The following is a 10101-nucleotide window of genomic DNA, read 5'->3' as shown; positions in this document are numbered from 1 at the left end:
GGTGACGGGCCGCCGGCATCCGTGGGAGTGTGGAGCGCATGAGCGCCGTGATCACTCCCGCACCGTCCGCACTGACCCTGGGCACATCCGGACTCGGGCGAGACACCGAAGTCGGCTCCGTCGAGGAAGCGACCGCGGTCGACCTCGTGCTGGCCCTGCTGCGGAGCGACCACGCGCTCCTCGACACCTCCAACGCCTACGCCGGGGGCCGCTCGGAAGCCGTGATCGGCAAGGCGCTGGCCGCACTCGGCCCGGACGAGGTCAGCTCGGCCGGGCAGCCACCGGTGGTCACGAAGGTCGATTGCGATCCCGAGACCGGCGTCTTCGACCGTGACCGCGTGCTGCGCTCCTACGAGGAATCCCTCGCGCGGCTGGGCGTGGATCGCGTCTCCCTAGTGCACCTGCACGACCCGTTCACGATCACCTTCGAGCAGGCGGTCGCCCCGGGCGGTGCGCTCGACGGGATGCGGCATCTGCGCGACACCGGTGCCGTCGATGCGATCGGCATCGCCGCCGCGCCCGCATCCCTCGTGCAGCAGTACGTCGATACCGGCGCCTTCGACGCTGTACTGTGCCACAACCGCTTCACGCTCGTCGACCAGACCGCGCGCGCCCTGTTCGAGGACGCGAAGTCGCGGGGGATGACGGTCTTCAACGCTGCGCCCTTCGGCGCCGGACTGCTCGCCAAGGGGTCGGCCTCCGGGGCTCGCTACGGCTATCGCGAGGTGCCCGACGACCTGCGGCGCTGGGTGCAGGCGGCCGAAGAGGTGTGTGCGGCGAACGGGGTCTCGCTGCGGGCTGCTGCGCTCCACTTCTCGCTGCGGTCACCGCTGGTCGATTCGACCGTCGTCGGGGTCTCGTCTCCGTCGCGCCTCGCCGAGCTCGACGAGCTCGCGGCGACTCCCGTGCCCGATGACGTCTGGGGCGCGCTCGAAGACCTCGGGCCCGCGCCGTCGAACGTGGACGCCTGAGGTCAGTCGTCGCCTCCGGCCGCCCACGCGATCGCCGCTTCTTCGCGGTCGACGGCGAAGAAGCGCAGGTCGCCGGGGAAGAGGAACGCGAGGCTGTGGATGATCTCGGCGATGACGGAGTGTCCCGTGACGACGGCGCAGCGGCCCCACACGCGGCGCGGCTTGCCGGACAGAAGCGTGTCCTGCCACATCGCGCCGAGCGAGTATCGCTCGAACCGGTCACCCAGCACCATCACGAGGTTCACCTTTTCGTGCGTGGACAGTGCTCGGTCCAGGGCCGGATCCAGCACCTTCTCGTAGTCTTCGGCGGTCACGTCGCCGACGGCGCGAAAGCCGAGGACGCCGTCGGGAACATCGTCGATCGTCTCGATCATGACCTCATCGTCGCGCGGACGAGGCACCGCGTCCACCCCTCCGGCGTCAGCCGTCAGCGGTCGCGATGGTCTTCCGGATGCAGCCGGGGCGCGCGACGCGGCTCACGAACCCCGCCCGCGGCGAGGAGCCGGATGACGCGCTGCCGGTGGCCCGGCCATGCGGACAGCAGTTGCAGCATCCCGTCGTCGTCGGTGCGCGAACCCGTGAGGGCGTAGCCGACGTGGTGAGCGAGGTGATAATCGCCCACGCTCACCGCATCGGAGTCGCCGAGCGCGCGGATGCGCGTCTCCGCCGAGGTCCACGGCCCGATGCCCGGTTGCGAGATGAGGATGCGGTCGACCGCCTCACCGTCGGCGGCGTCGGCGATCGCGCGCTCGAGGGCATCGCCGCGGCGGGCGGCTCGGACCACCGTCTGCGACTGCGGCGGCTCCAGTCCCGCGCGGTGCCACGCCCACGACGGGACGCGTCGCCAGCCGTCGATCGACGGCGGCGCGAACATCGGCACCGGTGTCGGTCCGGGGGCGCGCTCGCCATACCAGGTGACGATGCGACGCCAGGCCGCGAAGGCCTGCATGCCGGTGACCTTCTGCTCGAAGATGGCGCTCGCCAGGGCCTCGAAGACGAGATCGGTGCGGCCGAGCCGCAGCCCCGGATGGCGATGGTGCACATCGGCGACAAGTGGGTGGGGCGACGGATCGAAGCCGTCGGTGGTGTCGTGCTCCCCGCACAGGCCGGGCACCTGCGCCAGCGCCCACGATGCGCCGGGGCCCCATGCTGCAGCGCGGATCGTTCCGGGGGAGGTCTCTCGAAGCGCGAGCGTCGCGATGCCGATCGGGGTGCGGCTCGCGCGCCAGATGACGGTGCCGGCGAGGACCATCGTCGGGTCGTTGGCGCCGTGGCGCTGGAACAGCACCGTGCGACGCAGGTCGAAGGGATGCCGAGGGCGGTACTCGGTCTCGAGGGGGCGGCCGCCGTGAGCGACGCGCAGGCCACGCACCGGTGTGCGCGACGTCGTCGCGCGGACCGGCATGCTCATGGTGCACACCCTATGTCGTCACGCCGACACGCATCCGGGTGCGCGGGCGCGAAGTGTGTCAGAAGCGGTCGGGCGAGGGGGTGCCGTGTCCGTAGCGGATGACGACGTCGGCGTGTCGGTCGAAGCGATACCCAACCCCGCGCACGGTGCGCACGATGTCTTCGTAGCGACCGAGCTTGGCGCGAAGGCGACGCACGTGCACGTCGATGGTGCGCTCGCCGGGTGCTTCCTCGTCGGATGACGCGCGCCACAGCGACGCGACGAGCTCGGCACGCTCGATCGTCGACCCCTCGCGCAGCACGAGGTACTGGAGGAGCTCGAACTCCTTGAAGGTGAACGCGGCCGACTCGCCGTCGATGAGCACACGCTTGCGGGAGATGTCCACGACGACGCCGCGCACGGCATCCTTCTCGGCTTCTTCTTCGTCGCGCTTTGTGCGGGCGACGGCGGCCGGCTCGTGCAGGGCGAGGCGGACGACGTCGACGTCGCGTCCACCCGCGCCGGTGGGGGAGAGGGCGACGGTCGCGTAGGTCTCCGCGGACGGCGCGAGGTTGGCGACGGTGCGGCGGAGCGCATCCACGAGCACGCCGAGGTCGACCCCCGCGGCCGCGGCCTTCGCCTCGTCGAGCCCCACGTAGAGGGCGAATCCGCGCGGCTCGGTGCCCGGCGGGAGCGTGCGCGCGGCCGATGCGGCCGGCGCCGGTTCGGGGTCGGCGACGGTGGGGACGGGCCCGGTCACGGCGCGCAGATGGCGAGCGGGAGGGGTCGGGCGGTCGAGGAGAGCGGTGGTCGACATGATGGGTCCTCAGCGGTGGGAATCCGGCCGGGTGCGGCTCAGGGGATTCACGTGTGTGTTGCGATGCGGCCCGTCGAATGGGCCGGAAGCGACGCCTTCGAGTACCCGGGGTCGGGGTACGCAGTGGTGCGTCGGGAACTCGGGTCGGAGCGAGAGAAGACCGTCGAGTCCAGCGGGGGTCACCGAATCAGCGACACATTCGACAACACATGACAGCGCGACCGGCAACCATCATGCCGGCAGTCCCGTTCGCCTCCAGGGCGGACAGAGAGCGTGCGTCGTCAGTCATGCGCCCGATTATGACCGAACGTGTCGCTATGCGTCAAATCGCGAAGGACGATGACGCTCCGCACGGGCCGATGTGGCAGATCGCTCAGTCCCGCACCCATGGGGATGTCGTGCGAGGGTGCACGCGTTTGTTGTTTGTGGCGCGAAACTACTTGCAAGAAGCCGTCACATGTGTTTCGATGTCGTCGAAGCGTTTAGCGAAGCGCTTCGATAAGCATCGTGGACGACGGAGTCGGAATGGCGAACATCAACGAGGTGGCGAAGGCTGCCGGTGTGTCGATCAGCACCGTCTCGTATGCGCTGAGCGGAAAGAGGGCGGTCTCTCCCGACACGCGCCGTCGCATCGAGAAGGCCGTCCAGGATCTCAACTATCTTCCGAACGCCGGGGCCCGCATGCTCGCCGGGCGGCGCACGCAGATCTTCGCCCTCACCGAGCCTCTTCGCAAAGACACTCACGCACCGACGCACATGGCATTCGTGCTGGCGGCCAGCGTCGCCGCCCGCCGCCACGACTACGACGTGCTCCTCCTGACCGAGGAGGAGGCTCAGCAGGGGATGCGGCGCGTCGCCGCCAATCGACTGGTCGACGCCATCCTGGTGCTCGACGTCGCACCCGACGATCCGCGGGTGGGGCTCGCGCGGTCCATCGCGTCGCCGACGGTGTTCATCGGCGTTCCTCGCGACAATGCGGGTCTGATCTGCGTCGACCTCGACTTCGAGGCGGCAGCCGCTCGCGCGGTCGACCTTCTGGCAGACGCCGGCCACACGTCGATCGGCCTCGTCGGGCAAGCCGAAGCCGCCTACGAGAAGTCCAATTTCCCGCCACGCGTGAGGGGGGCCTTCCTTCGCCGCGCCGAGGTGCGGGATGTCGAGGCGGTGCATGGCACGTCGGGCGAGGCGCGGGCGAGTCGCACGGCGGCACGGCGGACCGTAGCCGACATGATCTCCCGCGGCGCGACGGCTCTCGTGCTCCATACGGCGGAGGAAGCGCACGGCTCCATCCTGGCGGAGCTGTCCGAGCGCGGCCTGCGGGTGCCGGAAGACATCTCGGTGGTGTCGGTGGGCGCTTCGTTCGACACCGCCACCCTCGAGACGCCGATCGACTCGTTCCCGCTCGATCCGCAGGCGTCCTGCGATGCGGCCGTCGACCTCGCGCTCGCCGCTGTCGACGGTCACCCGGAGCCCGCAGTGCACCTGATAGCGCCGCGGTACCACGCGCACGGGTCCATCGGCCCGCGCCACGAGAGGGCGGTGGCCTGATCATGGTGGAGCGGAAGACGCCCACGCCCGCAATCGAAGCGCTTCGACGATCGACCTCCCTCGTATGGTTCGGCGGCGATTACAACCCGGAGCAGTGGCCGGAGGCGGTGCTGCTGGAAGACATCGATCTCATGCAGCAGGCTGCGGTGAACACCGCGACGCTCGGCGTCTTCTCCTGGGCTGCCCTCGAGCCGAAGCCGGGGGAATACGACTTCGGCTGGCTCGACGCCGCGCTCGACCGCCTGCACTCCGCGGGCGTCAAGGTCATCCTCGCGACGCCGACCGCGTCTCCTCCGCCGTGGTTCTCCCGGCTGCACCCCGAGGCGCTGCCCGTAACGCCCGACGGCGTGCGGCTCATCCACGGCAGCCGCGACACCTACAATCCCGCCGCTCCGGCGTACCGAGGCGCTGCCCGCCGCATCACCCGAGTGCTGGCCGAGCGCTACGGCGACCACCCGGCGCTGGCGATGTGGCACCTGCACAACGAGTACGGCACGGTCTCCTATGGCACGGTCACCGACGTCGCCTTCCGTGAGTGGCTGCAGGATGCTTACGGAGACCTCGACCGTGTGAACGCGACCTGGAACACGGCCTTCTGGTCACAGGTGTACTCCTCGTGGGAGGACATCCACGCGCCGCAGAGGACGCAGTACATTCCGAACCCCTCGCACCTCCTCGATTTCAAGCGCTTCAGTTCGGACATGCTGCTGCGCTGCTTGCGTGACCAGCTCGAGATCGTGCGAGAGGTGACGCCCGGCGTACCGACGACCACGAACTTCATGCTTCCGACGTGGCATCACTACGACGAATGGGACTTCGCGCGTGAGCTGGATGTCGTCTCGATCGACCACTACCCGGAAGACGGCCCCTCGGGCGACGCGCAGGTGGCTTTCGCGGCGGATCTGGCCCGGTCCTTCGCGGGCGGTCGGCCGTGGCTCCTGATGGAACAGGCGACGTCGTTGGTCTATGACTACGCCGGCGGTCGCATGCTCGCCAAGGCGCCCGGGCGCATGCGCCGCAACACCTATCAGTACCTGGCGCGCGGATCCTTCGGATCGCTGTTCTTCCAATGGCGGGCGCCGCGTGTCGGTGCGGAGTTCTTCCACTCGGCGATGGTGCCCCACGTCGGTCCTGACTCCCGCATCTTCCGGGAGATCCGCGACCTCGGCGCCGAGCTCGCAGGCGTCCCCGAACTGTCGGCCGATCCGATCGAGGGGCGCGTCGTCGAAGCGCGCGCGGCGATCGTGTGGGACTCGACGGCGTGGTGGGCCACCGAGACGCGAATGCTGCCCTCTGCCGACGTCGCTTATCTCCCGGCGCTTCGCCGCGTGCACGAGGCGTTGTGGCGGTCCGGCGTGACGGCCGACTTCGTCGACCCGAACGGCGACCTCTCGCAGTACGACCTCGTCCTGGTACCCAGCATGATCGCCGTGAGCGACTCCCAACGGGAGGCGTTCGACCGTTTCGTCGCGAACGGTGGACACCTGGCTGTCTGGTACCTCTCCGGATCGACCGACGAGCACCTGCGCGTGCGTGAGGGAAGCTATTCGGCGGCGTTCGCCGAACTCGCCGGCGTGCGGGTGGAAGAGCATGCGCCGCTCCGGGACGGCCAAAACCTCACTCTCAGCGAGGGAACATGCGCGTCGGCCTGGAGTGAGGTCCTCCACGTACGCGGGGCCGAGGTGGTCGCGTCCTATGGCGCCGACGCGCCGGCGGTCATCGCACCCGGCTCGGCAGCCATCACCCGCAACGTCCGCGGCTCGGGAGTCGTGCACTACTTCTCCACGCGCGTGGAGGGCGACGATCTGCAACGCCATCTTGCGCGCATCGTCGCCGACGCGGGCATCGAGACCGCAGTGCTTCCCGACGGCGTCGAGCACGTCGTGCGACGCACGAAGACCGGCGCGCTGCGCATCTTCATCAATCACACCGAGCGGGCGCAGACCGTTCGGGCCGCCGGCAGGAACGTCCTGTCGAACACGGATGTCGACGGCGACGTCGCCGTCGCACCGGGCGATGTCCTCATCGTCCGGATCGAGACCTCACCCGAGGGTTCACGCAAGTGACCGAGAAAGGAGTGCCGACGATGGCACACAGCAGTACCTGGAGAAAGCGCGGCCTGGCCGCGACCGGACTGGCGGCGGCAGCCGCGCTCGCGCTCGCGGGATGTTCCGGAGGAAGCGATGGCGGTTCCGGCGACGACGGTGCCGCGGAAGACGTGACGATCGAGTTCTGGGGCTGGGTCCCGGGCCTCGAGGACGCGGTCGCCGAATGGAACGAGAACAACCCCGCCATCCAGGTGGAGTTCTTCCGGATGACCGGCGACGACGGCGACAAGATCCCCGCCGCGATCGACGCCGGCACGGCCCCCGACGTCGTCCAGATGTCCGCGCACTCGCTGCCGGGTCACATCATCAACAATCGGCTCACCGACCTGACCCCGTACGTCGACGGCCTGGCTGAGGACTTCACCGCCAGCTCGTGGGGCACGGTCTCCTTCGGAGATGCGGTGTATGGCATCCCGCAGGATTCCGGCCCGACCGGTCTGATGTACCGCACCGACATCTTCGAGGAGTACGGCATCGAGGTTCCCACCACGTGGGAGGAGTACGTGCAGGCAGGCCGCGATCTGAAGGCTGCCAACCCCGACATCTACATCGCTCAGTTCTCGCCCAATGAGGCGGGCCTGTGGATGGAGACCGTGTGGCAGAACGAAGGCAGCTTCTTCCAGATCGAAGACGACGCCTGGGACGTCACCGTCAACGGGCCGGAGAGCCTGGAGGTCGCCGAGCTCTGGCAGACGCTCCTCGACGAAGACCTCGTGAAGGTCGTCGAGATGTGGACGCCCGAGTACTGGGCCGAGGTGAACGCGGGCACGATCGCCACCATCAACTACGCGGCATGGTTCCCGGTGCTGCTCGAGGAGAGTGCGGAGTCGACCAGCGGGAACTGGGCGGTCGCGGACACCCCGCTGTTCTCCGGCAAGAACACCGCCGGAGAATCGGGCGGAAGCGTGAACGTGGTCACGGCGAACTCCGACCACCCGGAGCAGGCCGTCGAGTTCATCACCTGGCTGAACTCCAGTGAGTCCGGAGTCGAGTACCTCATCGACGGCGGGGTCTTCCCGTCGGCGGTCACCGGCCTGTCGAGCGAGTCGCTCCTGCAGCCGTCGGAGTTCTACGGCGGTCAGGTCATCAACGAAGTCTTCGCGGATGCCGCGGAGCGGGTGCCCGGCACGTGGACGGCCGGCCCGACCCATGACCTCACGGTCAACGCCCTCAAGGACGAGTTCGGGCGCGTCGCCAACGGCGAGATCACCTTTGAAGAGGCTCTCGACAACGTTCAGGACATGACGGTCGAGGAGCTCGAGGCGATGGGCCTCAACGTCGCATCATGACCTCGACAGCCGTCCCGACGCGCACGTCCCCCCGCCGCATTCGCGGCGGGTGGGGCGTGCGCCTCGCCCCGTACCTCTTCCTCGCGCCGTTCATCATCCTGTTCGTCGTCTTCCTCATCCTCCCGATCCTGACGGCGCTGTGGATGAGCTTCTTCTCGGTGCAGCGCGGCGGACTCGGGTTCGACAACAGCAACGACCTGGCCTTCGTCGGCCTGGACAACTACATCCGCGCGTTCCAGGACCAGGGATTCCTCGAGAGCTTCGGGCGTGTGCTCCTGTTCGGCGTGGTGCAGGTTCCGGTCATGATGATCCTCGCGATCACGCTGGCGCTCCTGTTCGATTCCGCCGTCGTTCGCGCCAAGCGCTTCTTCCAGCTCAGCGTCTTCCTGCCCTATGCGGTCCCGTCCGTCGTCGCTGCGCTCGTGTGGGGCTTCCTCTATCAGCCGCGCGTGAGCCCGATCGTCGAGGGACTGGCCTCCATCGGCATCTCGGTCGACTTCCTGGCGCCGGGAACGGTGCTGTGGTCGATCGCGAACGTCACGATCTGGACCGTCACGGGCGTGAATGTCATCATCATCTTCGCCGCCTTGCAGACCGTTCCGCGCGAGATGTACGAAGCCGCACGCATGGACGGTGCGGGTGAATTCCGCACGGCTCTGCAGATCAAGCTCCCGATGGTGCTGCCGGCCGTCGTGCTGACCACCCTGTTCTCGATCATCGGCACGCTGCAGCTGTTCAACGAGCCGATGACCCTGCGCTCGATCACCTCGAACGTCACGGGCGACTACACGCCGAACATGGCGATCTTCCAGGCGACGACACTCGGCGGCAACATCAACCTCGGCTCGGCGATGGCCATCATCCTGGGCATCGCGACCTTCATCCTCTCGATCGTCCTGTCGGTGTTCCAGAACCGCAAGAAGGGAGCGTCGGCATGACCACGCAGATCGCACCTGCGCCCGAGACGGCCGCGCACCCCTCGGTCGCACCCTCGCCCCGCAGACGTCAGCAGGTGTATGCCGAAGGCGAGCGACCGAGCCGCACAGCCCGCACCGTGGGCTGGATCTTCATGATCGCCGTGACGCTCTACTTCCTGGTGCCCGTCTACTGGCTCATCGTGGCGTCCACCAAGTCCACCGGAGACCTCTTCTCCACCCCGGGATTCCTCTTCGCCGATTTCAATCTGTGGCAGAACCTGGTCGATCTCACCGAGCAGGCCGACGGCATCTACTGGCGGTGGATGTTCAACTCGCTCATCTACTCCGGCCTCGGCAGCGTGCTCATGACCTTCATCAGCGTCATCTCCGGATACGCGCTGGCGATGTACCGCTTCCGCGGTCGGACCGTGATCCTCGCGGCGGCACTGGGCAGCATGCTCGTGCCGCAGACCGTTCTCGCGCAGCCGACCTACGTGCTGCTGGTCGAGATGGGGCTCAACAACACCATGTGGGGCGTGCTGCTGCCGAGCCTCGTGTACCCGTTCGGGGTCATGCTCGGCTTCATCTACGCCCAGACGAGTGTGCCGATGGAGCTGCTCGAGGCGGCCCGTCTCGACGGGGCGAGCGAGTGGCGAGCGTTCTGGTCGATCGCGCTGAAGCTGCTGACGCCCGGCGCGGTGACCATCCTGCTGTTCGCGTTCATCGGCAGCTGGAACAACTTCATGCTGCCGCTCCTGGTGCTCAGTGATGCGCGGCTGCAGCCTGTCACAGTGGGTCTCTCGGGATGGAGCCAGGCGGCGATCACGATCCCGGGACTGCAGACCCTGGTGATCATCGGCTCGCTCCTGTCGATCATCCCGATCATCATCGTGTTCGTGTCGCTGCAGCGCTACTGGCGCTCGGGGCTCGCCGCGGGCGGGATGAAGTTCTGACCCGATGACGGTGCTGAGATACACCACGGCGAGCGATACCTGGCTCGACCGTCTCCCGCTGGGGGACGGTCGAGTCGGCCTGATGGTCGGTGCCGACGCGTCCGCGCG

9 protein-coding genes are annotated in these 10101 nt (G+C 68.2%); 6 read left to right on the top strand and 3 right to left on the bottom strand.

Annotated elements, in window-relative coordinates; genetic code table 11:
• The first annotated feature begins 38 nt into the window (after positions 1-38).
• Positions 39-971, top strand: coding sequence for an aldo/keto reductase (locus B4E30_RS12850; RefSeq protein WP_286795494.1), 933 nt, complete (start codon positions 39-41; stop codon positions 969-971).
• Positions 972-973: 2 nt separating this feature from the next.
• Here B4E30_RS12850 and B4E30_RS12845 read toward each other — a convergent pair whose 3' ends face one another.
• Genes B4E30_RS12845 through B4E30_RS12835 form a run of 3 tightly spaced genes read right to left on the bottom strand, consistent with a single transcriptional unit; the run spans position 974 to position 3178 of the window.
• Positions 974-1345, bottom strand: coding sequence for an STAS/SEC14 domain-containing protein (locus B4E30_RS12845; RefSeq protein ID WP_194384640.1), 372 nt, complete (start codon positions 1343-1345; stop codon positions 974-976).
• Positions 1346-1398: 53 nt separating this feature from the next.
• Positions 1399-2382 carry a DNA-3-methyladenine glycosylase family protein gene (locus B4E30_RS12840; protein ID WP_414683218.1) on the bottom strand — a complete coding sequence of 328 codons (984 nt, stop codon included), beginning with the start codon at positions 2380-2382 and terminating at the stop codon, positions 1399-1401.
• 58 nt (positions 2383-2440) lie between these two features.
• Positions 2441-3178 (bottom strand): winged helix-turn-helix domain-containing protein, encoded by a 738-nt coding sequence (locus tag B4E30_RS12835; protein WP_194384641.1) that lies wholly within the window; start codon positions 3176-3178, stop codon positions 2441-2443.
• A gap of 525 nt (positions 3179-3703) precedes the next feature.
• On the opposite strand from B4E30_RS12835, the gene B4E30_RS12830 reads away from it, so the two are divergent.
• From B4E30_RS12830 to B4E30_RS12810, 5 genes are read left to right on the top strand one after another with little or no spacing between them, the layout of a single operon-like run.
• Positions 3704-4726, top strand: a complete 1023-nt coding sequence (locus B4E30_RS12830; protein WP_286795493.1) for a LacI family DNA-binding transcriptional regulator — start codon at positions 3704-3706, stop codon at positions 4724-4726.
• 2 nt (positions 4727-4728) lie between these two features.
• The gene (locus tag B4E30_RS12825) at positions 4729-6792 is read left to right on the top strand and encodes a beta-galactosidase (RefSeq protein WP_286795492.1); all 2064 of its coding nucleotides are present in this window, start codon (positions 4729-4731) and stop codon (positions 6790-6792) included.
• A 20-nt stretch (positions 6793-6812) separates the two neighbouring features.
• Positions 6813-8123: an ABC transporter substrate-binding protein gene (locus B4E30_RS12820; protein ID WP_286795491.1), complete on the top strand. Its 1311-nt coding sequence runs from the start codon at positions 6813-6815 to the stop codon at positions 8121-8123.
• A complete protein-coding gene (locus B4E30_RS12815; protein WP_071043961.1) occupies positions 8120-9061 on the top strand; it encodes a carbohydrate ABC transporter permease in 942 nt (313 codons plus the stop codon). Before B4E30_RS12820 ends, B4E30_RS12815 begins: the two co-directional genes overlap by 4 nt.
• Positions 9058-9993 carry a carbohydrate ABC transporter permease gene (locus B4E30_RS12810; protein ID WP_286795490.1) on the top strand — a complete coding sequence of 312 codons (936 nt, stop codon included), beginning with the start codon at positions 9058-9060 and terminating at the stop codon, positions 9991-9993. Before B4E30_RS12815 ends, B4E30_RS12810 begins: the two co-directional genes overlap by 4 nt.
• Positions 9994-10101 lie beyond the last annotated feature (108 nt).

It is taken from the genome of Microbacterium sp. UBA3394, from assembly GCF_002358725.1.
GTDB lineage: Bacteria > Actinomycetota > Actinomycetes > Actinomycetales > Microbacteriaceae > Microbacterium > Microbacterium luteum.
Note: the sequence above shows the minus strand (reverse complement) of the source record. Positions and strands in the feature narration are given on the sequence as shown.